Here is a 24713-nt window from a genome sequence, read left to right on the forward strand (position 1 = left end):
TATTTTGCCGTTTTGCCCTCATACATCTGTATGGGATGGATGGTTGAGATGTGCGCTTTGGCGTACACTTTTAAAAAAGCCAGGAGAAAAACCATGAAAGAGAACGATATTGCCGAGATTCTGACATCCACGCGTACCATTGCGCTGGTGGGCGCGAGCGATAAACCCGACCGTCCCAGCTATCGGGTGATGAAATACCTTCTCGATCAGGGCTATCACGTCATCCCGGTGTCGCCAAAAGTGGCGGGGAAAACCTTACTGGGCCAGCAGGGTTATGCCACGCTCGCTGACGTGCCGGAAAAAATTGATATGGTCGATGTCTTCCGTAATTCCGAGGCGGCGTGGGAAGTGGCGCAGGACGCGATTGCCGTCGGGGCGAAAACGCTGTGGATGCAGCTGGGCGTGATTAACGAGCAGGCTGCCGTGCTGGCGCGGGATGCGGGATTGAAGGTGGTTATGGATCGCTGTCCGGCAATCGATATCCCCCGTCTGGGGCTGGCGAAGTAATAAAAAAAAGCCCGTTCATCGGGCTTTTTTTACACGCTTAGTTCCGCAGGCGCGGAGCCTGTAACTGTTTGCGGATAGTCTGAGCAAGTTCATCCATCGTGGGTTGTTCCGGATGCTCTTCCTGCAGCTCGCTACTTAGCTGCGCTTCGGCAAGGTAGGTATGTACGGGTTGTCCGTCGTCACCTTCCATCACCACATGGTACCAGGGTGCAGCGCGAAGCTCTGCGTTCACCGCCAGTTCGTCCGCTGACGGTTCATCAAGGGAATACTCCGGGTCGATATCCACGACCACACCCAAATACCCAAGCAAAGTGTGGCGGACCTGCTGGCCGATACCGAATTTGCTGGCAATCATAGTCACCTCCCGGGAAATACGACTTACACATTAAGTGCGGGCAATATTTCTCTTTTCAAGTTACATGACGCGACAGGCAAACCCTTTCAGATACAGTCCTTCCGGGTAGGTAGCAATCACGGGGTGATCGGCTGCCTGACGGAACTGCTCTATAAATTGTACATCACGACCAGCATCTATTGCGGCATCGGCGATGATTTTTTGGAATAAATCGGTGGTCATCAGCCCGGAGCAGGAGAAGGTGAGCAGCACCCCACCCGGATTCAGCAGCTGGATGGCCAGCATGTTGATATCCTTATACCCACGGCAGGCTCCCATCAGCTGGCTTTTGTTTTCCACAAACTTTGGCGGATCCATCACGATGACGTCGAACTTCTCGCCCCGATCGCGATATTTACGCAGCAGCTTGAAGACGTCGTCGCGTATAAATTCGGCTTTGCTCAAGTCCAGTTTGTTCAGTTCGACGTTCTGTTTTGCCACGTCCAGCGCTTCCTGCGAGGTATCCACGCTGACCACCTGGGCACAGCCGCCCATCAGCGCCGAAACGGCAAAACCGCCGGTGTAGGAGAAGCAGTTCAGCACGCGTTTGTCGGCAACGTACTGACGCGTAGCCAGGCGGCTGTCGCGCTGGTCAAGGTAGTAACCCGTTTTGTGCCCGCCCTGAATATCCACCAGCAGCTTCATACCGTGCTCTTCAATCGGCAGCAGGGCAGGCGGCAGCTCACCCGTGACCGGGCCCTGCGTCAGCTCCATGCCCTCTTTTTTGCGCACCGCCACGTCGCTGCGGTCGTAAATAGCGCACTGTGGGAACAGGGTTTGCAGGGCGCTAATCAGCGCGGCACGCTGGTATTCCGCCCCTGCGCTGAGGAGCTGCAGCACCAGGAAGTTGCCGAAGCGATCGATGGTCACGCCCGGCAGGCCGTCGGACTCACCGGCAATCAGGCGATAGCTGTCCAGCCCGTCGCGTTTTGCCAGCCAGTCACGCCACTGTTGCGCCTGCTGCAGGCGGCGGACGAAGAAGTCGATGTCGATAGTTTCGTTTTTATCGAAGGTCCAGACGCGCGCGCGGATCTGAGACGCTGGCGAGTAAGCGCCTCGCGCTAACCATTTCCCCTGATGGTCAACGATATCAATGGTTTCACCGAGGCTGGCTTTGCCTTCCATACGGGCAACCGCGCCGGAAAAGACCCAGGGATGACGGCGCAGTAATGACTTCTCACGCCCTTTGGCTAACACTAAACGTACACTCATAATTTGCTGTTCTGTCGATTCAAGAAAATGGCCGCCATTTTCCCGAGTTCGCTGGGGAAATGCAACGCGCCAGACGGATAAGGAGAAGGAAGATGTCAAAAGTCTGCACCATTGCCTGGGTCCACGGCCTTGTTCAGGGCGTCGGGTTCCGCTACAGCACCCAGCGCGAAGCGATGACGCTTGGGCTAACGGGATACGCGCGAAATATGGACGACGGCAGCGTTGAGGTGGTCGCCTGCGGCGACGCGGAGCAGGTTGAAAAACTGATGGCGTGGCTGAAAGCAGGCGGGCCGCGCAGCGCCCGGGTTGATAAGGTCTTAACGGAACCGCATCAACCCGGCAGGGAATATGTGAACTTCGGTATTCGGTATTAAATACACTTCACCGGTTTAGGCAGGCCGGCAATTTTGGTGGCCTGTTTTGCCGGGCCCTTCGGGAACAGGCGATACAGATAGCGGCTGTTGCCTTTTTCTTCGCCAAATTTGTTGGCCATCGCTTTAACCAGCATGCGGATCGCCGGAGAGGTGTTGAACTCGAGATAAAACTCGCGCACAAAACGGACCACCTCCCAGTGTTCGGGGGAGAGGGCGATACCTTCGTTTTCGGCGATTTTCTCCGCCAGCGGCTCGCTCCATAGCGTGGTGTCTTTCAGATAGCCTTCGCTATCGGTCTCAATTTCCTGGCCTGCAAAAATGAACATAGTGCTCTGTCGATAAAGTAAAAACCGCCCCTAGTCTAGCAAATAAGGGGCGGCGTGAGAAACCTCGACCTACAGAAGAAGCTGGAGCAGATTGTTGGCATTAAGCTTTTTCAGCGCGTTGCATTTATACGTCGACACCTGTTTTTCACTCATCTGCGTCATATGCGCGACATGCCGTACCGATTGTCCGTTCACCAGCCTGTGCAAAGCCATTCGCTACAAAAGCGGAGCAGAAAAATGAAAATGAGACTTCTGTTCGCCGCAGGCGGTGCGCTGGCCTGCAGTACGGAATTTAACTTTACGCGCAACGAGGGAAAAGCGAATGAGGTCCAGGTCAATACCGTGGCTCAGTTCTATTTTCATCGGGACGGGACCGGCTCTATCCCACCTATATTTGCCGCGGTGACCAGGGCATAAAAAAAGGAGAATGCCTCAGGCATTCTCCTTTTTGTTTCAGCAGGTCTGCTTAATCGCGGCTGGCGAAGCCCAGGATGCTCAACAGGCTGACGAAGATGTTGTACAGCGACACATACAGGCTCACGGTCGCGCGGATGTAGTTGGTCTCACCGCCGTGAATAATGTTGCTGGTTTCATACAGGATCGCGCCGGATGACAGCAGGATAAACACCGCGCTAATCGCCAGGTGCAGAGCAGGTAGCTGCAGGAAGATGTTTGCCACCATACCAATCAGCACCACTACGATACCCGCCATCAGCATACCGCCGAGGAAGGACATATCCTTGCGCGTGGTAAGCACGTAGGCCGAGCAGCAGAAGAACACCAGCGCGGTACCGCCCAGCGCCATGCCAATCACGTCACCCATACCGGCAGACAGGTACGCGTTCAGGATCGGCCCCAGGATATACCCCAGGAAGCCGGTGAAGGCGAACGCGGAAAGAATACCGACCGGTTTATCAGCAGTTTTGTAGGTCAGGAACATCAGACCGTACATCCCCACCAGCGTCAGGATCAGGCCCGGAGACGGCAGCATCAGCACGGTGCTGGCGGTAGCGGTGATCGCCGAAAACGCCAGCGTCAGGCTGAGCATGAAATAGGTATTGCGCAGCACCTTGTGGGTGCTGAGTAGCGATGTGCGGTCGCGTGAGGAAGTAATTATACGATCCATGAGTCACTCTCTTATGACAGATGTAATTAACGGAAAGAATAGGAAACGGCGCGCCAGTCTCAAAGTGGTTTTACCCATCTTTACTCAGCACGTTAGCGCTGAAGGTGGTCGTTTCTTCTGCAAAAGCATGTGTAACCAGTATGAACGGCGGTTTAAAAGTATTTACCAGATCAACCTCTTATAGGTTACTGAAAAATATTGCGTTATTGCCTTTCGGGCGCTAAGAGTTATCTCCGGATCGTCATAAAACAGACAATAAGGCGAAGGAAATGAAACCACAAACACGCACGCGCTTTACGCTCTCTTTACTCACCGCCGGGATCCTGTGCGCCAGCACGGCGACCTGGGCGGCTAACGTGCCGGCAGGAACAGCGCTGGCCGAAAAACAGGAACTGGTCAGAAACAATGGCAGCGAACCGGCTTCGCTCGACCCGCACAAAGTCGAAAGCGATGTCGAATTCAATATTATCAGCGATTTATTCGAAGGGCTGGTGAGCGTCTCCCCGTCAGGGGAAATCCAACCCCGGCTGGCTGAAAAATGGGAGAACAAGGACAACACCGTCTGGACGTTCCACTTACGTCCGGGCATCACCTGGAGCGACGGGACGGCCATTACCGCAGAGGATGTGGTCTGGAGCTGGCAGCGCCTGGTTGATCCAAAAACCGTTTCACCGTACGCCAGCTATCCCGGCAACATGCATATCGTCAACGCGGCCGATATCGCTCAGGGGAAAAAATCCCCCGACACGCTGGGCGTAAAAGCAATTAACGACACCACGCTGGAAGTGACGCTCACCCAGCCCAACGCGGCGTTCCTGGCGATGCTGGCGCACCCGTCGCTGGTGCCGGTGGATAAAGTGCTGATTGGCCGCTTCGGTGAAAAGTGGACCAAACCGGAGCATTTCGTCAGCAGCGGAGCGTATAAGCTGTCCCAGTGGGTGGTCAACGAACGCATTGTGGCGGAGCGTAACCCGCGCTACTGGGATAATGCGCATACCGTTATTAACAAAGTCACCTATCTGCCGATCACCTCCGAGGCCTCGGATGTGAACCGCTATAAAGCGGGCGAAATTGATATTGTGTATACGGTACCCATTAACCAGTTTGCTCAGCTGAAGAAAACGCTGGGCAGCCAGCTGGACGTCTCCCCGCAGCTGGCGACCTATTATTACGAATTCAACACCACCCGTCCGCCGTTCAACGATGCCCGCGTGCGCAAGGCGCTGAACATGGCGCTGGATAAAGACATCATCGCTGAGAAGGTGATGGGGCAGGGGCAGCGCCCGGCGTGGCTGATTAGCCAGCCGGACATCGGCGGGGTCAAGCTGCAGAATCCGGATTACGCCAGCTGGCCGCTGGACAAGCGTATTGCTGAGGCGAAAAAACTGCTCAACGAGGCCGGGTATAACGAAAGCCATCCTCTGAGCTTCAACCTGCTCTATAACACCTCTGAATCGCACCAGCGCATCGCAATTGCGGCCAGCTCTATGTGGAAGAAAAACCTCGGCGTAGACGCGAAGCTGCAAAATCAGGAGTGGAAAACCATGCTGGATACCATGCACACCCACAACTTTGACGCGGTGCGCTACGCCTGGATTGCCGACTACGACGACGCGGCGACCTTCCTGAACAACTTCCGTACCGGCGACAGTGAAAACACCAGCCAGTACAGCAACCCGGACTACGATCAAGCCTTGATCAACGCCGCAAAGGCCAAAACGCCGGCAGAGCGGGGTAAGTTCTACCAGCAGGCAGAGGATCTGCTTGGGCGTGATGTGCCTGCCATTCCGGTTTATCACTACGTCCGTACGCACCTGGTGAAACCGTGGGTGGGTGGCTTTACGCCGGATAAGCTGGGGTACTATTTCACAAAAGATATGTACATCAAAAAGCACTAAGCGAGAGGGCTGAATTTTATGCTGAGAAAATCGCCGATGTGTTGTCAGTTCAACCGATTAAGCACATTTTGGCTAATTTTAAAGCGAACGATTGCAGCCACTCTTTACAGCATGCGGTGAGGTGTTTATAGTTCGCCTCACTCAGGAAGTGTGGCCGAGCGGTTGAAGGCACCGGTCTTGAAAACCGGCGACCCGAAAGGGTTCCAGAGTTCGAATCTCTGCGCTTCCGCCAGATATAAACCCCAGCTTACTCGTTAAGCTGGGGTTTTTCTTTTTGCGCGTATCTGTAAACCTGACGTCTATGAGCGGATAAAGGCCAGAATATCCGCGTTAATGGTATCCGCGTGGGTGGTATGCATCCCGTGCGGGAAGCCCGGATAGATTTTCAGCACGCTATTCGCCAGCAGTTGGTCCTGCAGAAGGGCGGCATTCTTATAAGGCACGACCTGATCGTCATCCCCCTGCATCACCAGAACGGGAACCGTAATGGTTTTCAAATCCTCTGTCTGATCGGTTTCTGAAAACGCCTTAATTCCCTCATAGTGGGCTCTGGCGCTGCCGATCATGCCCTGACGCCACCAGTTCTGAATGGTGCCCTGTGAAACCTCGGCCCCCGCCCGGTTAAACCCATAAAAAGGACCGCTGGCGACGTCGAGGTAAAACTGGGCGCGATTCGCGGCCAGCGCTTTACGGAAGCCGTCGAAAACCTCTACAGGTGTCCCGCCAGGGTTGCTTTCTGTTTTCACCATCAACGGTGGAACGGCGCTCACGAGCACCGCTTTGGCAACGCGCCCCTGCGGCTGGCCGTACTTCGCAACATAGCGGGCCACCTGGCCACCGCCGGTAGAGTGGCCGACGTGCACCGCATTGTGCAGATCCAGGCTTTCAACCACGGCCGACGCGTCAGCCGCATAATGATCCATATCGTGCCCTTCGCTGACCTGGTCCGAACGCCCGTGACCACGACGATCGATAGCGATAACGCGATAGCCTTCCGCAAGGAAGAAGAGCATCTGGTTATCCCAGTCATCGGCACTCAATGGCCAGCCGTGATGGAAAACAATGGGCTGAGCCTCTTTCGGACCCCAGTCTTTGTAGTAAATATTGACGCCGTCTTTCGTTGTTACGAATGCCATACCGCAGACTCCTCTGTTAAAGACGCAACGATCGCTGGCTGAGCGCAGAGCGAACCATTATTGTCTTCATGATGTTGGCTTGTTTTGTTTCCCGTACCGACAGTACCCCTAAAGTGTAGGAGAAATAGTAAAACCGGTGGGTTTCATTCGTGTGAATGGTATCCAGAAGGGGAAAGCGAATGATGGGCTCTGGAGTGAGTCCCAGAGCCATCAGAGGAGGGGGCGTTAACGGTTCTCTTCAATATAACGGGCGAGATCGGCCGGGGTTTTCAGCACCGTCGCCACGTCGGTAGGCGGGATCATACAGCCGTAAACGTCCTGCACCTCCAGCACCATGTCGACTGCCAGAATGGAGTCGAGAATGTCGGATTCAATCAGCTCATCGTGAAAGCCAACCTTGCGGGATAACACTTTTTCAAACAGGGCGAGAATATCGTGTTCCATCATTTTTCCTGGGATAATTAATGTGTGCGGGCGTAAGCGTCCAGCAGCTTGCGGTCAATTTTGCCGTTAGGATTTAGCGGCAAAGCGTCTTTTACGATAATTTGTGAAGGCACCATGTAGTGGGGCACCACGTTTGCCAGCGAGGTTTTGATCGCCTCCGGTGCCAGCTCCGTCACGCAGAACGCGGCGATGCGCAGCACGCTGCCGCAGGGTTTCATCAGCGGCATCACCACCGCTTCGCTGATGCCGGACATGGCCAGCAGGCGGTTTTCAATCTCGCCGATCTCGATGCGGTAGCCATTCAGCTTGACCTGGCTGTCGTTGCGGCCCTGGCAGTAGATGAGCCCGTCTTCATAACCCAGATCGCCGGTCCGGTAGCCGCGGAACGTATCATTTTCCCGACGCAGCAGTTTTGCCGCGTTCTCCTGCGGCAGGCCTAAATAGCCGCGCATGACGTTTTTGCCCCAGATAATCAGCTCGCCCTCGGCGGAAATCTCCATTCTGCTGTCCGGCATCATCACGCCCACCGGCAGCACCGCGCTGTCGCTGTTAAGGATCTCATCCGTGATCTCAACCACGGTTGTCGCAATGGTCGCTTCCGTTGGGCCATAGGAGTTGATGATTTTGGCCTGCGGGAAACGGCGGCGGAGCTGTTTCACCAGCGCTTTATTGAGCACTTCACCAATGAAGATAAAGACGCTGAGTGCAGGCAAATACTCGCTGTTAAAGTGCGGAGAAAGCAGTTGCTGGTAGGCAAAAGAGGGGGTGGAAACCCAGGCGGAGACCGCGTTGCTTTGCAGTCGCTCGAGCCAGTTCTCTTTCTGGATATCCTCTTTGGCATTCAGCACGATGTGGCCTCCCATCGCCAGGTTCGCCAGCAGAGGGATCAGGGAGAGGTCAAAGCTGAACACCGCGTGGTTCATCAGCACCGGTTTTTCCGGCAGCGAAAAGTCCTGGCTGACCCACTTCATGAAGTGCCATACGCTTTCACGTCCAATCTGCACGCCTTTCGGTTTTCCGGTGCTGCCTGAGGTAAACATGATATAGGCCAGATCCTGCTCCTCCAGCACCTTGCCCGCCTCGCCGGTGGCGATGAACTGCCGCGTCGCCACGTCGTAGTAGTAAGGGGCGCCGGTTAGGTTGCAGATCTCGCGAAGCCGCTCCTGCGGGTAGATGCAGTCCACCGGGATGTACGGAATGTTGTGCAGCAGGCAGCTATAGATTGCCACGGCGAACTCGGCCTGCTGATGGCCGTACAGCACGATCGGCGTACCGTCTGCGGGCTGGCAGCGTCGATAACGCTCTGCCCAGTTCGTCACGGCAGAAGAAAGCTGGAGCCAGCTTAAGGTTTCGTCGCTTCCGCTGATGGCCAGCTGCTGCGGGGAGGCGGGATCGCGCAGTGCCGCACGCAAGAAATCCTGCAGTTCCTGAAGATCGGAGTGATTTTTCATAGAGGTGACATTCCACTGAAGATGTAAAGGGATCCTGCGGCGCTTCCCAGCGTCAGAATTCGTCCCAAAAACGCAACGGCCGGATACTGCAATCCGCGGTGTAACGTTGGGCTGCGTTTGGCTGACCACAGCAGCATGTTGTGCGCGACGGAAATCGCGCCAAACAGCGCGCCGCTGATGACGTAATGGCGTTCCAGGCCATTCCACGCCCCCATGCAGAACAGGGTGCAAAAAATACCGATATTTTGCGCCAGCGTTTTGTTCTGGCGGAAAAAGTTAAACTTCATCAGGTTCATATAGACGGGCATAAAGACCACGTCGCGCAGCCATTCGGACAGGCTGATGTGGAAGCGGCGCCAGAAATCCTGCGGGTTCTTTGCAAGGAGCGGCATGTTGAAGTTTGCCGGAATATTCAGCCCAAACAGCCGACCCGCGCCGATGGCCATATTGCTGTAGCCCGCAAAATCGAAGTACAGATAGGCGCTGTAGGCAATCGACATCACCACGCCCACGGTCAGGGTAAACGGCTTATGGCTCCAGGGCTGCACGACGAGCGAATCGATCAGCATGGCAAACAGGAACTTCTGAATGATGCCGGTAATAATTTGCTCCAGCGCCGTTAAAAACTGTTCGCGGTTCAGGACAAATGCCGGCTTATTCACATCGCTCATCCATGTTCGCCAGCGATACATCGGGCCGGCCAGAATAATAAAGGGCATAAAGAGATAGCAGAAATAGTGCAGGAAATTCTGGCCCTCTTTTTTACTGCGATACAGCAGTACATCCACAGCGCGGAAGGTCATAAAAGAGAGACCGATTGTGCCGAGGTGATAATTAAAATGTAATTTCACCAGAACCAGGGGCAGCAGCGTTAAAACGACCGCCTGCCAGGTTTTTAATCTGCCTTTTTCTTTTAACGTGGCGACAAGATAAAACCAGCAAAAGACGGCCACGGGAACACTGTAATTGCCCTGAAAAATATAACCCCAGCCTAATGCTGTCACCACGGATAAGGAAACTAGCCAGGTCAGACGGTGGCGTAAAACACGATTAACCATCGCAAACACCAGCGCGGATGAAAATAAACAGACAAAAAACATTCCTGAGCTGTACATCATTTCGCCTCAGAATTTTTGATATTCAAAATGCAGCTGCATACTCATGCTGTCATCGACAGCGGTCCATGCAACGACGGTGATCGCCAGCAGTAAATAAAGGCAAAAAAGACGGATCGCGATTTTCATTATTTAAAACTCTGTGCAATAAAGCGAAGCATTGGCACCCAGGCCAGTTCGGTAGGGTGCAGACGATCCCAGTTCCAGCCGTTCTGATACGGCATGGCGTACATATCCAAATACGGGATCTGGTTCTCTTTCAGAATGGTTTGAATCTGCTTATCGAACGGGCGGAAGGTGTCGGTATTGTAAAGCGCCCAGGGGTTAACCGGGTCGACGATAGCTATCACCTGCACGTGATGCGCTTTCAAAAGCTGAACGGTTTTCCTGAACGCGGCGAACTGCGCCGGCACCACCGGCGTGTCATCCCACTGCTGCGGCTTACCGTCCTCGTCGTAAATCGTTTTGTCCATCCACAGCGTGGCCGCGCTCTGATGGCGCTTTTTATTCAACTCGCGGGCATTCGCCAGCGCTTTATCCCAGTCAGGGGAAAGACGGGCGGTTGGCTGCTGAGGCCAGGGCTGCGCCGTCTGTGGCCTGATGTTGAGCAGCGACAGCCAGTCGTTTTTAATCAGGGTGCAGAAGTTTGCAAACTGAAAACTCAGCTCGTCCCACATCAGCGCCGGATGCCAGCCATACACACGCATTTGCCCGAAGGTTAAATGGCTTATCTCTTTCGCATCAATATGCTTCAGGTAATTAACCAGGAACGGGCGCGCCTGCGGATCCTTCATCAGGGGATTAAAAATCGAGCCCGGAAAATTATCCGCATAGATAGCGGGCGGCAGGCCTTTTGAATAAAAGCCGTCAGGCGCCAGAAGCAGCACCACTTTGCTGTTTGCGTTAAGGCTATCTTTAAAACGCGAGATAAGTAAAAATTGCGTTTCGTCATCGACAAACGCATCGCCATAGGCCACGACGGGCTGGTGCAATTGCTTATTAAAATAATTAAATACGGCGTAATGTTCCTCTTCTGAGGTGGCGACCTCAGACGCACCAAGGAAGAAAATAGCATTCCCTTCTAAAGCATGGGAAATTGTGGCTATTTTTTCCGCCTGTTCTTTTGTCGTCCCTGCCATGGACTTGATCAACGGCTGGAATTTAAGCGGCGGATCAAAGCTTGTCACCAGCGGGTGAAAACTCAGGACTAAAATGGCCAAAACGGCCATCAGGATATGTAAGCAAAACGTATTTTTGATTTTCATCATCAACCAGTAAGGCGCTATGACAGTAATGCGTTAAAACCCGCATCACCCGGATTTATTACCATTACAAAACACATGGCCGTCTATTTTTTTTGCATTCTATACCACGGTGATTTAAAAGGATGAGCGTTGCTGTGTAACGGTATGTACAAGGGGGGAAGGGGGGAGGGCAGGAAAGCGTCCGGGTGACTTTTTGCGCAGTCAAACGCCTGCAGGCAAAAATAGAAAAATTCCTGCTTTACAAGGCGCTAATAGATGTTTATAGTGCGCCTCACTTTGGAAGCGTGGCCGAGCGGTTGAAGGCACCGGTCTTGAAAACCGGCGACCCGAAAGGGTTCTAGAGTTCGAATCTCTACGCTTCCGCCAAATTCGAAACCCAGGTCGTTATGCGACCTGGGTTTTTTGTTTTGTGCTGATTTGTCATTATGCCTTGACCGTCTGGCTTACACTGACTCACCTGAGAAAGTAAAAGACAGCTCACTCCATTTTCATCTTGTCGCCAGCGCCTGCAAATACAGCGATGAAAGCTTACTGGTAGACAAATGTTACGCCGATAATCGACTGTACGTTACCCGCAGTCACCTGCCCACTGGTGCGTGCGTAGGTAGCCGTCAGCCCCAGGTTTACCGGCGAAGAGCCCACGGTTCCCAGCGATATGTTTTGGTTTGCCGGGACAGGAACGCCGTTTTGCAGCATTTGTATCCCGATACCCTGTGCCGGTGAACCCGATGCGGTATTGGTAAAAATGGTGTTTACGCTGTCGGATGTTGTACCGGAAAGATAATAGCTGAGCGTCTGGCTTTGTCCGCAGCGAACGGTAACCGGTACTGTCGTCTTACCCGGATACTCGGGCAGGGTCACCGTCACGTTACGGGCCGAGACGTCGCATCCTGCGGCTGTTACCACCATGTCGTTGTTGGCATAAAGATACCAGGCGTAAGTGGACGCTTTGCTGCTGAAGGAGCTGGTTTGCTTCATAAACACTGCAGCCATCAGTTGTCCGGCGGGGATGGTTCTACCTGCAGAGTTTGTATCTGGTCCAATATTAAACCACATGCGCCATGGTGAGTACTGCGAGGTCCAGTAACTGGCCGGGTAGCTTTCGATGTATATGGGTAAACCATAACCCCCTTTACCCGGTCCCTCCGAATTCATGTAAGCGTTAAAGTTCCATTGCAGGCTGTTATAGTCAATGGCCTGCATCAGAGTGACAGTGTCAGTCACGCCGATACTATCATTACGGCAAAATATGTACTGAGACAGATCAATCTCAGCCAAAGGATACAGGGGCTTAATTTGAACCGTCGTTGGAAGGGTAATGTATACGTTAGCCGAGCCACCACCGATGGGAATCGTCGCGCCAGCGTTGGTTTTACATGAAAACGCCCAGGCGTTAATCGACCAGCCCGTCAGCAGGAGGGTGGCAAACAGAGTAATAACTTTTTTCATCAATACATTCTCCTGATTCAGGCGTAGGTATAGGTGATGCTAATGACCGCATCGATGGTTCCTGGGGTGACGCCGCCGTTGACTGACAAGGCCCGAACCTGCAGAGGAAAGCGCGCCGACTGCGAGCTGGCATCGACCTGAACCGACTTTTGTGCCCCGTTATTGAGCGTGGTGCCGCTGTCGTCCTGAAGTTCAAGCTGGATGTTGCCCGCAGTCCCCTGATTTTTGTAATAGCCGGTGCTGTCAGCGGTCCCGCTAAAGGTCGCGACGACGCGCGAGGTCCCGACCGGGCAGTTGCTTAACTCAAGTGCTGTGCTGCGCCAGGGAGAAAAGGAGCCCGCCGACACCAGGTGGTAGGTATAAAGATCGCCGAGGTCAACACTGGCGTTAGTGACAGAGACCGTACATGGCCTGGCCACCACCTTGCCGTTCACCGTGAGGGTGATATCGGCGGCCTTCAGCGTGCTGATACCTGACGCTAATGCGCCAGCCAGAAGCCATCCTGCGTAGTTTGATCTCATTTCAGCCTCCGGTTACTGAAATTCAAGGGTAAAGGTCGCGGTGGCATAGACGTGACCGGGGATCACCGGTACGCGGGTTGCCATTAGCCGGGCGTAAAAACCGAGGGTGTTGGTCTGCCCCGGCGTTAAGGGAGTCCAGACGATCGATGAAGAGGGCGCGTTGACAGGCAGCATTGTCTGCTGGCCGTTGAGGATCTGCACCGCCATGCCCGCCGCTGCGGAGGCACCACCGTCGATTTTTAACAGGTCGTTATTGTCGCTATCCTGGCTGCCGTTAAAGCCGACTTTGACCGCCGTCACCGAGCTGCCGCAGGGCGACAGCACGATGCGGAACGGTACCAGCGGCGTGGTCGCACCGATGGCATTGAACTGCTTTGCGGCGTTATCCATCAGATTGACGGCAAACTCTTTCGATTCGGCGGCGACCGCGCAGGCGTTATCGCGCACGTTACCCCTGATGGTGAGGGTGCTGTCCGCTGCAAGCGCGTTGGTGCAAACCAGCGTCAGGGCGATGCCGAACAGGGCAAATGGTTTTTTCATCATCATGCGTTCCTTAACGGCACTCTGCCGATAGCTGGCTCAGTGCCTGCCGCTGACTCTCTTCCGGCAGGCGATAGCTGGCGACGCAGCTGGCGTCCGCGCCTTCACCCCATTTCACCTGCACGCTGCCGGCGAGCGGCATCCCGCTCAGGTAGGCCTGGCCGTTATCGGCTACGATACTGCTGCTTTGATTGCTGTCCGAGGTGACCATTGCGCCAAAGGGAACCGGTTTGCCGTGATGGGTCAACGTCATCAGTAATTTGACCCCGACGTGGGCTTTGAAGTCCGCCCGTACGATCGCGCCGTGGGTAGGGACGACGCTCACCACCGCGTCATCAAGATCGACGTTGTCGGCAAGCGTATTGGTATCCAGCGCCACCCGATTCTCGCGGTACTCGGTGGCGTAAGGCAGCACCGCATAGCCGCGCCAGTCGGTACGTACCCCGGTCTGGTTTTCCACTTTTACATTACCTGCACCCGGCGCTTTCACCAGGACTACCGTGTCATTTAGCGGCTGGCTCAGGGTCACGCCATTGGCGTGGGCCAATATGCCCCCGCTGACGCCGTAGTAGAGCTGTTCAGAGCCGTCACTGTGGCTGTAGCCAATATTGGCGTTGCTGTAGCCGCCGCGGTAGTTCAGCGCCGCATAGCCGGTGCTGCTGCTATCGCCCTCGCCGCCGCTGGCGTAGCCACGCTGCACGCTATAGCTCAGGTTATTGTCTTCCAGCAGCGTGCCGTAAAGTCCCATGAGATTGGTTATCCGGCCATGAAGATCGTGCGACATGCTGTAGCTGGCGCTGGCGTGCCGCCAAACCGATTGGCTGTCAGAACGCAGCCAGTGACTGAATGGAATGTTGATGTTGACTGCCAGCATCTGGTCGCGCCCTTGCTGCCAGGCGTTTTTGGTCACGCTGTAGCTTAGCGTCCAGTTGATATCGTTCACTGCTGCGTTTAGTCCGGCCTGTAACTGCAGATCCGCTTTACCGGTTGACCAGTAGGTCTGTTGGCTGCCGCTCAGATAAAGCGTGCCGTTACGTCCCCACTGTTGAGTTACGCTCAGCTGTACTTTGCCGCGCTTGTTCCAGGCGAGATTGTAATAATCGGTGAATTTCGGCGTGACATGGATCGGGCCGTCCTGGGTCTGAACGTTGTAACCCCTCATTCGCCGGTAGGTCGTATCAGCCAGTCTGTAGAAACCTTCCGTGGAGTAACGGTAGCCCACCAGCTGAATATTCGTGCCGACATCGCTCAGCGATTTGTTATAGAGAAAGCGAATCGACTGCCCCTGATGATCGCTGCCGTCGGGCAGGGTGGCGTAGCCCTGCGTGATATCCAGCGACACGGCACCGAAATCACCCATATTTTTCCCCACACCGGCGTTAAAGGCGCGATAGCGATCGGCAAGCTGAGTACCGCCATATAGCGTCCAGCCCGCAGGCAGACCGTGTAAGACAGTGCCCTGAAAGAACCTCGGCTCATCCTGCTGATTGTTGCCGCTGCGATACTCGCCAGCGGTCAGCGCGTAACGGGTATGGCCCTCGCGCTGCAGAATCGGCACCGTTGACCACGGCACGCTAAAGACCTGGCTGGTACCGTCGTTCTCTCTAACCGTCACCTGCAGGTCGCCGCCGCTGCCCGCAGCATAGAGATCGTTAATGGTGAATGGACCCGGCGGTACCGTGCTCTGATAAATCTCATAGCCATTTTGTTTAATGGATACCTGTGCGGTGCCACGCGCGATACCATGTATTGCTGGTGCAAACCCCCTCTGACTATCCGGCAGCATATTGTCATCGCTCGTCAACTGGGCACCGCGGAAGTTGATTCCGTCGAAAATATCGCTGTTTGTGTAGCTATCGCCAAGGGTCAGGTTCGAGCGCAGCGGCGGGATAGCACGCTCAAGCCAGGTATTGACGTGCTGCCATTTATTCTCATGGCCAGCACTGCTGCCGCTGCTGTAGCTCCATGTGGAGTTATCACGCAGTCGCCAGGCACCGAAATTAAGCCCGCTTTGCAGGTTTAACCAGGCGTAATTGCTGTTGCCGCCGTTATCGTTACGGACATTGTTTCCAGTGACGTTATAGTTCAGTAGCCCGGCATTAATGCCATCATCCCATAATTCAGGGGGAATATATCCACGCGCGCGGTTGCTCATGAAGGCCTGCGGCACGGTGAGGTACAGGCGCTGCTGGCCGACATCGAAGCGTGTCGTAGCATCAGTGATAAGTTCGGTCAGCGGCACGCAGGCGTCGGCGGCGAGGGCGTTCATTCCGGTAACCGCCGCAGTGTTAATCCCCATATTTGCCAGCTGGCCGGGGTTCAGACACGGGCTTAATCCGCGGTTTTTTTCGCTGCGGTTAAAAGTGACATCGCGGGTGGTCATAAAGTTGTCATTAAGGTAAATATCGACGTGATACGTGCCGGGTGGCACCTCTTGTCCGTTTTCGAAAGCGGAGAGGTCTGCCACCGCCGCAGGGTCGTCAGCCAGGAAACGCGGGTTAAAATAGCGTTCAGCCTGCACGTGACCCGCCTGCAGGAAAATACAGAGCGCCACGGGGGCCAAAATAGCGCGCGAGCAGAGCACGGCGCTGGGGGAACCAAAATGGTCCTGTCCATATTTAAGATGTGACATAGTCCCTCCGGTCTGAATTCACCCGGCTGTCTTTTCTGAATTTATGCATGTAATGGCCCGTCCGGCGGGCCCGAGATGAATTAACGCAACACGCCTTTCATTGTTGGTGTCAGCGCGCCGTAATCATTAATCGTGCGATAAGTAATGTTGCTACCGGCGTCCGTCGGTAGCTTGACGGAGGTTTTTCCCATTGGCGGCACCAGCGCGTTTTCCAGCACCCTCGTGCCGGCGTTCAGTTCGGTGACGGTCAGGTAATAAGGCGTAGGGTTAGTCAACGTTAATGAAGAACCATGGCGGATGAATCTCAGCTTTTCCGCCGCCTGATCCGGCGGCAACGCCAGCTTTGCCGGGCGATAGTAGAGTTTGATACGGCTGATAATTGCCAGCTGAAGGGTGTTATCGCTCAGTCTGGATTTGTCCATCGAAGGAATGGCTTTGACGTTAACCCAGAACAGGCTTTCACGATCCTGAGGCAGCTGTTTATTCGTGGCGTCAATGATGCGCAAAGTATTCTCTTTTTTTCCCTCCATGGCGAACAGCGGTGGCGTAATCACGAAACGGCCATCTTTAACGCCGTCAGCGTTTTCCACCCATGACTGAATCAGATAGGTACTGCTGTCGTCATTATTGGTTACACCTAACTGCACCTGTTTTTGTCCGGCCGGATAGATAACCCGCGTAGCGCTGAGCGCCACGCCTGCATGAGCCCATGAGGAGTAACCTCCTGCGGCTATCATCAATAATCCCGCCAGTAGTCCGCGCGTCATCCCCAGTCTCTTTTTCACATTTACCCCTTTTGTGCTTACCGTTGTTTCCTGTTTCAGGTATATCTTCTGGTTAATTACTGATAGGTCAGAGAGAACCAGGCTTGCGCGTTTACTGCTCCTCCGGTGACCCGATTGCCGGTCGCCCGATATTTGGCTACAAAATGTAGCGTGGTGGGACCGGTATACAGCCGCCGCCAGGTGCCCGGCGGGCTATTCAGCGGAATCAATTGATCTTCATTATCAAATAACGCGATGCCTACGCCGGTGGCGATACCCGGTCCTTCGCCAACCGAAAGCACATCCGGATTTTTGCCATCGGCCACGCCGCGAAACGACACGCCGACATGCTGGCTGACTGCGGTGCTGCAATCCTGAAGGTGAATATCGAATGGCACGGGGTTGGCATCTTCCCCGGCAGAATGAAAGCGATTGCTGCTGATCTGCCCCATATTGACGGTCATCTGCTGATCGCTGGCTTCAATACGGCAGGACTCAGCGATGATGACGCCCTGAAAACGCATGTTCCCCCCGGCTACCGTGACGTTCCAGTGGTTGCCTGCCAGCGCCAGCGGTGGAAGCAGAAACATCAGCAAACCTGTCTTCACTCCTTGCATCGTTATCACCCCCAATCCCGTCGTGGATAACGGGCCATCCTGGCCCGGAATGCTACCCTGCTCGATTAACGTGTTACTGATACTGCACTTTGAAGGTGGCATCTGCGTTAGCAGTACCGGCTGTGGCCACACCCGTGGCGTAGTAACGTGCCTGGAAAGGAATGACGTTTTTGCCGTCGTTGAGTGTGGTGGCCGCGCTGAAGGAGGTGCCGTCCAGAGCCAGCGGCTTGCCGGTTTTGTCGAGGATCTGTACACCGACGTTGGTGGCACCACCTGCAGAAGAGCTCTGCAGGGCGAGTACGCTTGGATTAGCGCTATCAGTGGTAGTACCAGAGAATGCAACGGAAGCCTGGCTGGAGACGCTGGTATCACAGTCACCTAATTCAATATTGAAGCCTACAAGGGAACTTGTGGCACCTGCTTTATTAAGCTTTGCTGAGCGTATTTGTCCAAGATTAACGGTCTGCTCGGCAGAATTAGAATTAACTGAACAGGCAGCGTTGACAATATCTCCTTTAAAATGCACCGTACCACCATTAACTGTGGTTGTGGTTCCGGTGGTGGCCGCAAAGGCTGTAGCTGAGGTCATCGACAATACAGACATCGCTGCCATGAAGATAGTTTTGGCATTCATTACATTTTCCTTTTAATTAAGTGTTAATTAAAGTCAGTTGCTCTTGATATTTCTTGGGCGTAAAATCATTTAGTGTCCATCAGTAAATAAATCCCCCTGTATTACTGGTTTTTGGCGGTTAGTCAGTTGATGGACGTTGAGAATGTTAATGAAAGATCCTGCTGAGAAAAAATGAAATAATGGGGGGGCGTTAAATTTAAGATTTTCACATTTTTAGATGCTGGTAAGATAATAATTTAGCATCTAGGGTGATTATGAAGTGAAGTGTGCTTTTGCATGTAAGGCCCACTTTTTATGTGCTTAAGAACTGTATTCTCACATACAACGTCCAGCTATTGGTGAGCTTATGCGTTAACCGGGTTTTAGTCATTCAACGGACGTAGTGTAATTTGCTTCGCTCTGGCTTGTCACCACAATATCTAAATGATGTTAATGTCATTGTCACCTATATCAAGGGGGCAGGAAGGCCATGATCAATACAGAAAGAAATGTGTATAAAAGACCACTTATAGAACTATCGCTTAAGAATCGAAATTAAAAGCTGCTATACTCCAGTAAGCAAAGGAGCAAAGGAGCAAAGGAGCAAAGCAGCAGTTTTTGGCGTCCGTACCCGATAGCATCCCAGTATTTTTAATGATTGTATTGCTGCAGTTGTCCGGAAAGCGCCCCATTATTTACATGTAAAAATCTTCACTTGAATTATGTTCAGCCTGGAATGATTTATTGTGGGTGGATTTTAAATGTACATGGACTTCCTGGGGGGCGGAGATACCAGACTTACATTGCTTTGCGTGGACGGGTTGATGGATGCTAATGGAATTTATGACGCATGCGCCATAGGGAAAATTGGTTCCTGAACTTCTTTACCTTCATACATTTGGCTGTGATATATTGTGAAAAAAATCTCTAATGTATTGATTTTTTGGGGCCTATTCCCACGAGGTATTTTTAGTTTGCTGCATACCAGATTGACTCTGAAGCTAATTGCTTTTTCTGAAATGTCGAAAAGAGTTGAAATGATTTTGCGGTCAAGCCCTCGAAATAAACACAGTAAAATTGCCCAATCTTGTGGTGCAATTTTCTCCAGTTTCACAATGGGAGAATTATGTTCTTTTTGTTGTGTTTGATTAATTATCTCTATGAATTTTTGAGGTTGTAATTTTCCAGAAATGACGATAATCCCAGAAACAGTAACTGTTAAAAATCTTTTGCTAATACTGTTGATATATAAAAAGACAGTTCTGATTTTAAATTTCAATAACAATTTTATAGTTCCCAGTAAAAGAGAGTGGTTTTTAATACTGACGATAATTATTGTATTGTTACCTATACATGATTGTTTGTTTTTGTCTTTTTTTAAGAGTTCCTCGGGATGAATTATTTTAGAGGCATTTTTATGTTTGAATGCTGCTCCAAAATAATAGTTGTCTGTTATAGTTAGCATTACTGAATCCCTTTGATGTTTGAATTGATAAAGACTCGCTTGTTCATGCTTGTTTCCAGGGGGTTTTATGTTTTAACGAAAGATTTTTATCATGAACTGCTAACGGTAACACTAACATGATGAATGAAAAAGTGAACTCTCATCTGATTTTAAATATTAATTATTTATTAATTATTTATTGAGGGGGTGTAATTATTACTGAATTGAAAATTAATAATTGCCTGATTCTTTATTGCCATTTTGAGGCGATGAATCTTTCAGGAGCGGATGTTTCATAAACAGAAATATTATTTCTGTTTAAGGTTATGGAATTGCTTGATTAGGAATTTTCCTAAGGTTATGCTTGTTGTTACAGAACGGTATAACATGATGATAAAATGTTGTTAGTGGAACTTAGATAAATGGCTTTACATGATGCTAGAACAGAACGAAGCGCAGTATGTTTTACTATTGAAGGAACTCTACGCTTCTGCCCAGAAAATAACACCCTGTATAACATCAATACTCAAGAGGAGGTAAATATTCTCAGCACTGCTTCAGGTTGTTTCCGTCTTTTAATTGAGGAACAGGGAAACATTCTTACAAAGGAACAGCTCATCGAAGAGGTGTGGGGAAAAAGAGGAATAGTGATCAGTCATAACACATTTTATCAGACGATGCTTAACTTACGGCGTGGTCTGGAGAATGCAGGTATGCAAAATGATATTATATCTACCCATTACGGGAAAGGTGTTAGCATATCAAAAAAGATCAAGATACTCACCTCCAACTATGAAAGCGCTGAAGTTTTACAGGAAGTTATAGAAGATGAGAAGAATACTTTAACTGCAGTGGCAATCACAAATGTCATAAACAAACCAGAAGGAAGTCCCTCTTCGCTTCCTGAATTCTTAAACAGACTTAAAACGAAAGGTTTTTTATTAGGTCTTGCAGTTTTTTTTTCAACCCTTATTGTGTATGCTGCGATTAATCAGTTTTTGATGAATGATGGTTTTTTCTCTTCCTATAGAAAAGCTCATGTACAAATAAATAACTGTAAAATATATATACATCCTAACTATGCAGGTGACTCCTCTTTGGAAGATATTCTTGAAAAAAGAAGGGTTAACTGTGAAAATAATGAGCGGGTTTTTATAAGTTTAGTCGAACCGGTTAGTCGTTTATCAGTAATTTATTGTAATAATCATCTTTCAGAGGAGGAAGAATGCGTATCAGATTTTTATCTGGACTGAATAAAAGTTATCTTATGATTATTTGCGTGTCTTCTATTATAATGACGTGCATATTAATTGTGCTGATGTGTATGTGGGGTGAACATGAAGCTAAAAGATTGAGTTGTAGTGCAGTAACTAATATTTACAAAGGTGATGAACATCTTTCTTTGCGTTTAAGTTATTCCTTTCTTGGAGATGATGGGATTGCTACTTTGGCTGGGTTACTCACGGACAATGAAGGTAAAACAAGTAAGATTTATCGGCAGGTTTGCTTTAAATACAGGACGTTGAACGAAAATTATTATCTTGAGAATAAAAGAACTATGATTTCACTTCAGGATACTGCGGAGCCTTCAGCTTTAGCTAATATGCTTCCTTCATTTTATGAAAAAACAGGGGCCAGACTTACTTTTCAAATCTACCCACAAGGTACGAATGGGCTCATTTTTGTCAAAGATTTTACACCTGTTTTTTATTGCATAGTTGATTGATGTTTTTTCATCATATTCGGTTCTGAAAAGTGATAGGGCTTACCGGTGCAAAATCACGCAACTCGGTGGGATCAATACCCGTTTGTTACATATTTCTCAACCCATTCGGCTAAAATTGAAGTGGGTAAAATGTCCCTGGCCTGAGGTATGACCGTCCGATCAGGGAAGGATAACGCTTGTGATGAGTATCGATCCGGCATCCAATGTCGGCGGGGTATTTAACCAAACCCGGTTCGTTAGGCGACCTGGGTTTTTTGTTTGTTAAAACCGCCTTAACAGGGAATCCTGGTGCCGCGGAGACTGCGTCGATACTGCAGCGGCGTTTGACGTATCATCTTTTTAAAGCAGGTAATGAAATAGGTCACCTCGCAAACCCAACGGCCAGGGCAATGGCGCCAACATGCTCATCGCTGTACCGTAACAGATCGCAGCTGCTTTTTATCCGCCGGGTCAGCAGATATTCGTGGAGGGTGCCGCAAGTCTGCTGGCGTGGCGGGTTCCTCTATTCGCTCTCCTGCATCAGCGCCTGGCGGCTCACCGGCAACGAAGCCGCTCGCCAGTCGGCGCTGCTCTGTACCGACGCCGTGCGCGACAGTTCAGCGGCAGCGATTGCCGTCTGTGGCCTGCTGGAGCTGGTCAAGGCGCTGCCGACGCTCGACGCAAACCGTGGGTATTACGAAGAGATGGCGCTGCGTATTGCGCTGCCGCTGACCGATAACTACCTTGCTGACGACGACGATCCGACCGAAGGGCTGCTGCAGCACTCGGTTTATCATATGGGCTGCGGTAAGGGTGTCGATCAGTGCTGTTGCTGGGGGAGACTATTTCTATCTTGAGCTGCTGGCGCGGCTGCAACAGATTTGGCACCCGTACTGGTAACCCTTAAGCAATGGAGAGCAAGATGAAAAGCGTAGTCGTGCTATTAGCCCCCGGTTTTGAAGAGGGGAAGCGATTGTCACTGTCGATATCCTGCGCCGCCTGAATATTACGGTGCAGACGATTGCCTGCGGCGAGAGTCGCGAAGTGGGGAGCTACCACGCCATCTCTATGGTGGCGGACAGCACTCTGCAGGCCAGCCATATTGATCATGCGTGGCAGCCGGGACGAGGCGGGTAACAGGGCCTTACTGGCGCATCAGAAAAACCTCCGGCTATGCCGGAGGATATTTATGTTGTTCTACAGCGCAATCACCAGCTCCCCGGAGTGACTCCGCGAACAGCAGAGCGCCACCTGCTGGTCAGCCGCGCTTTTTTCTGCCTCCGACTGCACGCTATCCCTGTGGTCCACCACGCCATCAATCACCGGCGTCAGGCAGGCGCCGCAGATCCCCATTTCGCAGGACAGCGGCACGTCCACGCCGTTTTCCTGTAATACCTGAGCGATGGTCTTATCCGCAGGCACCGGCCAGCGCTCGCCGGTAGAGGCAAGCTTGACCGTAAAGATCTCACCTGCGACGCCGCTTGTGACAGGGGGAGCGGGCTGAAACGCCTCGCTGTGGATATGGGCGTCATTCCATCCCTTCGCCGCCGCCACATCGCGCGCTTTCTCCATAAACCCCGCAGGTCCGCACACCCACGCGTGCAGCCCCACTTCAGGCGCGGGGAAATGCTCCGCCAGCGTGGTTCGTGGGGTGGTGGTATGAATAATGCAGTCACCGCACTGCGAGAGTTCGCGCGCAAACGCCGCGCTTTCCCGGTTTCTGACGTAATAGTGCAGCGTAAACGGCGTTCCGGTCGCTTTCAGCTGCAATGCCATCGCATACAGCGGCGTAATGCCAATCCCTGCTGCCAGCAGCAATACCCGCTCAGCCTGATGCAGCGGAAACAGATTGCGCGGGGCCGAGATCGAAAGCCTCTGTCCCGGACGCAACGTTTCGTGAACGTAGCGCGACCCGCCGCGCGAGGCGGCTTCTCGCCCCACGCAGATAAGATAGCTCTCGTCGCCACATGCCCCGGTCAGAGAGTACTGGCGGACCACGCCGCAGGGCAGGTGGACATCAATGTGCGCGCCGGGTTGCCACGCCGGTAGCGCGTCGCCGTTTTCGGCCACCAGCCTGACGGCGAGGCTTTTATCCCCTTCGCGCCACAGCCCGTCAACGATCACGTTCAGCATATTGGCCTCCGTCATACCAGGAAAAATTCGCCAAAGCCCATCTTCTTCAGTCCCCGACGGTAGGCAATCGAACTCTTATCTGCCGGAATATGGGCTTCCAGAGTGAGATCCAGCGGCAGACTTTCCGGGCGCTGGGTTTCGACCATCAGGCGATCCTCTTCAAAAATGCGCAGGTTAAAGGCATGCACGTCCTCCACCGGAATATGCAGATCAAAGTTGCGCGCGATGGGCGCGAACATGCGGGTCACCCGTGACGAGACGGGCGAGGCGGCGTTCATAATCACCAGCCGCGATTCACCCGGAAAATGAATCGTCAGGGTGGCGGTAAACGGCAGATGCATTTCAAAATGGCGCAGCCACTGGAACCCTTCTGGCGCCTGCACGGGTGAACTGGCGGGATAGTTGCTCACGGAACTCCAGTAATCGGCCACGAAACCGAAGGGCGTCTCCTGCGGCTGATAGATAGGGACAAGCTGATTATTGGGATCGGCAAAGGTATCGGTATGGATCCACGCAAAGTGGGCAACATCCAGAAACCCCTCCACCTGGCGCCCGGCGAAGCCGTTCACCTCAAACGCCGGGCAGTTGATCTGCTGAAATCCGTCGTCGCTCCAGTGCGGCATGGTGGGCAGCGGCACGGGATTGTCCGGGTCAAACGCCAGGCAGGTCCAGATCAGGCCGAAGCGCTCTTCCACCGCGTAGTTAATCAGGTTCAGCTTCGCCGGAACGGGCTGGTCGGGGCTGGACGGAATACGGTTGCAACGGCCGTCTTCACCAAAGCGTAAGCCGTGGTAGGGGCAGATAATCCCGTGCTCGTCGTGAAAGCCGAGCGTCAGCGGCACGCCGCGGTGCGGACACACGTCCCGGGCAACCACGACCTGGTCGTTAATTCGGTAAATCACCAGCTGTTCATCCAGCAGGGTGGCCTTGACGGGGGCCGGGCCGACGTCGCAGGCGCGCGCAACCGGATGCCAGCATTTCGCCAGGCGCAGCCAGTCGTCCGGCTCAAACGTACAGTGGGCGGGTGGAGTAGGTTCTCTTTTCATC

26 protein-coding genes, 2 tRNA genes and 3 pseudogenes are annotated in these 24713 nt (G+C 52.6%); 10 read left to right on the forward strand and 21 right to left on the reverse strand.

Going from position 1 to position 24713, the window contains the following annotated elements; all coding sequences use genetic code 11:
• Nucleotides 1-93: 93 nt before the first annotated feature.
• Nucleotides 94-507, forward strand: a complete 414-nt coding sequence (locus IM299_RS09400; RefSeq protein WP_028012609.1) for a CoA-binding protein — start codon at nucleotides 94-96, stop codon at nucleotides 505-507.
• Nucleotides 508-544: 37 nt separating this feature from the next.
• Here the strand turns inward: IM299_RS09400 and hspQ are convergent, their stop codons facing one another.
• Both hspQ and rlmI read right to left on the reverse strand, forming a co-directional pair.
• Complete coding sequence (hspQ, locus tag IM299_RS09405; protein ID WP_008499919.1) at nucleotides 545-862, reverse strand: heat shock protein HspQ; 318 nt, start codon at nucleotides 860-862, stop codon at nucleotides 545-547.
• Nucleotides 863-922: 60 nt separating this feature from the next.
• On the reverse strand, nucleotides 923-2113 hold the full coding sequence (rlmI, locus tag IM299_RS09410) for a 23S rRNA (cytosine(1962)-C(5))-methyltransferase RlmI (protein ID WP_048958382.1): 1191 nt from the start codon (nucleotides 2111-2113) through the stop codon (nucleotides 923-925).
• A gap of 92 nt (nucleotides 2114-2205) precedes the next feature.
• Between rlmI and yccX the strand changes: the two genes are divergently transcribed.
• Nucleotides 2206-2487 (forward strand): acylphosphatase, encoded by a 282-nt coding sequence (yccX, locus tag IM299_RS09415; protein ID WP_048999181.1) that lies wholly within the window; start codon nucleotides 2206-2208, stop codon nucleotides 2485-2487.
• On the opposite strand, the gene tusE is transcribed toward yccX, so the two are convergent.
• A complete protein-coding gene (gene tusE, locus IM299_RS09420; protein WP_028012611.1) occupies nucleotides 2484-2813 on the reverse strand; it encodes a sulfurtransferase TusE in 330 nt (109 codons plus the stop codon). The genes yccX and tusE overlap by 4 nt on opposite strands.
• 69 nt (nucleotides 2814-2882) lie before the next feature.
• Nucleotides 2883-3026 (reverse strand): LuxR C-terminal-related transcriptional regulator, encoded by a 144-nt coding sequence (locus IM299_RS09425; RefSeq protein WP_223239634.1) that lies wholly within the window; start codon nucleotides 3024-3026, stop codon nucleotides 2883-2885.
• A 24-nt stretch (nucleotides 3027-3050) separates the two neighbouring features.
• Between IM299_RS09425 and IM299_RS09430 the strand changes: the two genes are divergently transcribed.
• Nucleotides 3051-3230: a hypothetical protein gene (locus IM299_RS09430; protein ID WP_041910596.1), complete on the forward strand. Its 180-nt coding sequence runs from the start codon at nucleotides 3051-3053 to the stop codon at nucleotides 3228-3230.
• 49 nt (nucleotides 3231-3279) lie between these two features.
• Here IM299_RS09430 and yccA read toward each other — a convergent pair whose 3' ends face one another.
• A complete protein-coding gene (gene yccA / locus IM299_RS09435; protein WP_013097244.1) occupies nucleotides 3280-3939 on the reverse strand; it encodes an FtsH protease modulator YccA in 660 nt (219 codons plus the stop codon).
• 269 nt (nucleotides 3940-4208) lie between these two features.
• On the opposite strand from yccA, the gene IM299_RS09440 reads away from it, so the two are divergent.
• Both IM299_RS09440 and IM299_RS09445 read left to right on the forward strand, forming a co-directional pair.
• On the forward strand, nucleotides 4209-5837 hold the full coding sequence (locus IM299_RS09440; protein ID WP_028012619.1) for an ABC transporter substrate-binding protein: 1629 nt from the start codon (nucleotides 4209-4211) through the stop codon (nucleotides 5835-5837).
• A gap of 144 nt (nucleotides 5838-5981) precedes the next feature.
• Nucleotides 5982-6069 (forward strand) — tRNA-Ser (locus tag IM299_RS09445).
• A 67-nt stretch (nucleotides 6070-6136) separates the two neighbouring features.
• On the opposite strand, the gene IM299_RS09450 is transcribed toward IM299_RS09445, so the two are convergent.
• The 5 genes from IM299_RS09450 to IM299_RS09470 all read right to left on the reverse strand — a co-directional run bounded on the left by IM299_RS09450 (nucleotide 6137) and on the right by IM299_RS09470 (nucleotide 11248).
• Nucleotides 6137-6973: an alpha/beta fold hydrolase gene (locus IM299_RS09450; RefSeq protein WP_193357378.1), complete on the reverse strand. Its 837-nt coding sequence runs from the start codon at nucleotides 6971-6973 to the stop codon at nucleotides 6137-6139.
• Between the two features lie 225 nt (nucleotides 6974-7198).
• Nucleotides 7199-7417, reverse strand: a complete 219-nt coding sequence (locus IM299_RS09455; protein WP_028012621.1) for an acyl carrier protein — start codon at nucleotides 7415-7417, stop codon at nucleotides 7199-7201.
• 17 nt (nucleotides 7418-7434) lie between these two features.
• On the reverse strand, nucleotides 7435-8868 hold the full coding sequence (locus IM299_RS09460; RefSeq protein ID WP_193357379.1) for an AMP-binding protein: 1434 nt from the start codon (nucleotides 8866-8868) through the stop codon (nucleotides 7435-7437).
• Entirely contained in the window at nucleotides 8865-9983 is a 1119-nt protein-coding gene (locus IM299_RS09465) for an MBOAT family O-acyltransferase (protein WP_041910592.1), read from the reverse strand. Before IM299_RS09465 ends, IM299_RS09460 begins: the two co-directional genes overlap by 4 nt.
• 128 nt (nucleotides 9984-10111) lie before the next feature.
• Complete coding sequence (locus tag IM299_RS09470; protein WP_193357419.1) at nucleotides 10112-11248, reverse strand: D-alanyl-lipoteichoic acid biosynthesis protein DltD; 1137 nt, start codon at nucleotides 11246-11248, stop codon at nucleotides 10112-10114.
• 278 nt (nucleotides 11249-11526) lie between these two features.
• On the opposite strand from IM299_RS09470, the gene IM299_RS09475 reads away from it, so the two are divergent.
• Nucleotides 11527-11614 (forward strand) — tRNA-Ser (locus tag IM299_RS09475).
• A 162-nt stretch (nucleotides 11615-11776) separates the two neighbouring features.
• On the opposite strand, the gene IM299_RS09480 is transcribed toward IM299_RS09475, so the two are convergent.
• The 8 genes from IM299_RS09480 to IM299_RS09515 all read right to left on the reverse strand — a co-directional run bounded on the left by IM299_RS09480 (nucleotide 11777) and on the right by IM299_RS09515 (nucleotide 19849).
• Nucleotides 11777-12697: a fimbrial protein gene (locus IM299_RS09480; RefSeq protein ID WP_193357380.1), complete on the reverse strand. Its 921-nt coding sequence runs from the start codon at nucleotides 12695-12697 to the stop codon at nucleotides 11777-11779.
• A gap of 17 nt (nucleotides 12698-12714) precedes the next feature.
• The gene (locus IM299_RS09485) at nucleotides 12715-13218 is read right to left on the reverse strand and encodes a fimbrial protein (protein ID WP_048958388.1); all 504 of its coding nucleotides are present in this window, start codon (nucleotides 13216-13218) and stop codon (nucleotides 12715-12717) included.
• A 12-nt stretch (nucleotides 13219-13230) separates the two neighbouring features.
• Nucleotides 13231-13761: a fimbrial protein gene (locus tag IM299_RS09490; RefSeq protein ID WP_193357420.1), complete on the reverse strand. Its 531-nt coding sequence runs from the start codon at nucleotides 13759-13761 to the stop codon at nucleotides 13231-13233.
• A 10-nt stretch (nucleotides 13762-13771) separates the two neighbouring features.
• The gene (locus IM299_RS09495) at nucleotides 13772-16390 is read right to left on the reverse strand and encodes a fimbrial biogenesis usher protein (protein WP_193357381.1); all 2619 of its coding nucleotides are present in this window, start codon (nucleotides 16388-16390) and stop codon (nucleotides 13772-13774) included.
• 80 nt (nucleotides 16391-16470) lie between these two features.
• Nucleotides 16471-17157 carry a fimbria/pilus periplasmic chaperone gene (locus IM299_RS09500; RefSeq protein WP_048958392.1) on the reverse strand — a complete coding sequence of 229 codons (687 nt, stop codon included), beginning with the start codon at nucleotides 17155-17157 and terminating at the stop codon, nucleotides 16471-16473.
• 74 nt (nucleotides 17158-17231) lie between these two features.
• Nucleotides 17232-17771, reverse strand: a complete 540-nt coding sequence (locus IM299_RS09505; protein ID WP_048958394.1) for a fimbrial protein — start codon at nucleotides 17769-17771, stop codon at nucleotides 17232-17234.
• Nucleotides 17772-17844: 73 nt separating this feature from the next.
• Nucleotides 17845-18405: a type 1 fimbrial major subunit FimA gene (gene fimA, locus IM299_RS09510; protein WP_048958396.1), complete on the reverse strand. Its 561-nt coding sequence runs from the start codon at nucleotides 18403-18405 to the stop codon at nucleotides 17845-17847.
• An 820-nt stretch (nucleotides 18406-19225) separates the two neighbouring features.
• Complete coding sequence (locus tag IM299_RS09515) at nucleotides 19226-19849, reverse strand: hypothetical protein (protein ID WP_193357382.1); 624 nt, start codon at nucleotides 19847-19849, stop codon at nucleotides 19226-19228.
• 401 nt (nucleotides 19850-20250) lie between these two features.
• Here IM299_RS09515 and IM299_RS09520 point away from each other — a divergent pair, with 401 nt between their 5' ends.
• Complete coding sequence (locus IM299_RS09520; protein WP_193357383.1) at nucleotides 20251-21081, forward strand: winged helix-turn-helix domain-containing protein; 831 nt, start codon at nucleotides 20251-20253, stop codon at nucleotides 21079-21081.
• Nucleotides 21054-21554, forward strand: coding sequence for a hypothetical protein (locus IM299_RS09525; protein WP_193357384.1), 501 nt, complete (start codon nucleotides 21054-21056; stop codon nucleotides 21552-21554). The genes IM299_RS09520 and IM299_RS09525 overlap by 28 nt, the downstream gene beginning before the upstream one ends.
• 272 nt (nucleotides 21555-21826) lie before the next feature.
• On the opposite strand, the pseudogene IM299_RS22890 reads toward IM299_RS09525, so the two are convergent.
• A pseudogene (locus tag IM299_RS22890) lies at nucleotides 21827-22044 on the reverse strand (helix-turn-helix domain-containing protein); the annotation flags it as partial.
• Nucleotides 22045-22117: 73 nt separating this feature from the next.
• Between IM299_RS22890 and IM299_RS09530 the strand changes: the two are divergent.
• Both IM299_RS09530 and IM299_RS09535 read left to right on the forward strand, forming a co-directional pair.
• A pseudogene (locus tag IM299_RS09530) lies at nucleotides 22118-22433 on the forward strand (glucuronyl hydrolase); the annotation flags it as partial.
• A gap of 22 nt (nucleotides 22434-22455) precedes the next feature.
• Nucleotides 22456-22640 (forward strand): annotated as a pseudogene (locus IM299_RS09535) (DJ-1/PfpI family protein); the annotation flags it as partial.
• 90 nt (nucleotides 22641-22730) lie between these two features.
• Here the strand turns inward: IM299_RS09535 and IM299_RS09540 are convergent.
• Nucleotides 22731-23666: a PDR/VanB family oxidoreductase gene (locus tag IM299_RS09540; protein WP_193357385.1), complete on the reverse strand. Its 936-nt coding sequence runs from the start codon at nucleotides 23664-23666 to the stop codon at nucleotides 22731-22733.
• Nucleotides 23667-23677: 11 nt separating this feature from the next.
• Nucleotides 23678-24712 carry a molybdenum cofactor-independent xanthine hydroxylase subunit HpxD gene (gene hpxD, locus IM299_RS09545; protein ID WP_193357386.1) on the reverse strand — a complete coding sequence of 345 codons (1035 nt, stop codon included), beginning with the start codon at nucleotides 24710-24712 and terminating at the stop codon, nucleotides 23678-23680.
• Nucleotide 24713: the final 1 nt, after the last annotated feature.

This window comes from Enterobacter cloacae complex sp. P47BA (assembly GCF_014930485.1).
Classification (GTDB): Bacteria; Pseudomonadota; Gammaproteobacteria; order Enterobacterales; family Enterobacteriaceae; genus Enterobacter; species Enterobacter bugandensis.